The 1,003-nt window shown below is 67.9% G+C and carries 1 protein-coding gene; it reads left to right on the top strand.

Annotated features, from left to right (window positions below; translation table 11 throughout):
- The first annotated feature begins 112 nt into the window (after nucleotides 1–112).
- Nucleotides 113–979, top strand: coding sequence for an IS5 family transposase (locus ACSIH6_RS39325; protein WP_435113974.1), 867 nt, complete (start codon nucleotides 113–115; stop codon nucleotides 977–979).
- The last annotated feature ends 24 nt before the right edge of the window (nucleotides 980–1,003 follow it).

Raw genomic sequence — 1,003 nt, 5'->3', positions numbered from 1 at the left:
AGAGACTGTTGGGTAGCTGACCAGCGACAGGGTGTGTCTGGTCGTATCCCGTGTTGATGACGACCGGTGCGGCTCCTGGAGAAAAGAAGCATCCCCGCCAGAATCGCGCTGTGTGTGCAACTGCAAAACCGGCGGGGATGCCCGCCCATGCTATCCCTCCAGCCTCTCCGACGCCGTCTGGGCGGTGATCGAGCCCCTCATGCCCGTCCGTGACCGGGCCCAAGGCGGAGCCGCTCGCAAATACGGCGACCGGCTGGTCCTGGACGCGATCTTCTTCGTGTTGCGCTCGGGCTGCCAGTGGCGGATGGTCCCCCGTGACCTGCTGCCCTGGGACGCCGCCTACCGCTGGTACCGCACCTGGGCCGCCGACGGCACCTGGGACCGCGTCCACGACGCCCTGCGCGCACAGGTACGCGCCGCCCACGGCCGCGACCCCGCCCCCTCGGCGGCGGTTTTGGACGCCCAATCGATCAAGACCAGCGAGGGCGGCCAGGCCCGCGGCTTCGACGCGGGCAAGCGCACCACCGGCCGCAAACGCCACATGGTCGTGGACACCCTCGGTTTGGTGCTGGTCATCGCGGTCACCTCCGCCTCGGTCCAGGACCGGCCCGGCGGGCGCCGAGCCCTAAAGGCTCTGGCCGCCCGCTTCCCTTCGGTCGGCCTGGTCTGGGCCGATGCCGGATACGCCAACCAGGTCGATAACCGTCTGCTGGCCTGGGCACGGGAGAAACTGCGGTTGGTGGTGCAGATCGTCAAACGCAGTGACGATGCCAAGGGCTTCCAGGTGCTGCCCAGGCGGTGGGTGGTCGAGCGCACGTTCGGGTGGTTGGTGCGCAACCGCCGTCTGGCCCGGGACTACGAGAGGCTGACCGACAACTCCGAGACCATGGTCAAGATCGCGATGATCCGCTTGATGGCCACGCGCCTGGCGGATGAGAGCGTGCTGTGGAGCAACCGCCCCACCCACCAGAACGTGTAGTCAACCGGCTACCCAACAGTCTCT

Source organism: Nocardiopsis synnemataformans, from assembly GCF_965343085.1.
Lineage (GTDB): Bacteria > Actinomycetota > Actinomycetes > Streptosporangiales > Streptosporangiaceae > Nocardiopsis > Nocardiopsis alborubida.
The sequence above is the reverse complement of the archived record's forward strand: the minus strand, read 5'-3'. Positions and strand labels throughout refer to the sequence as shown.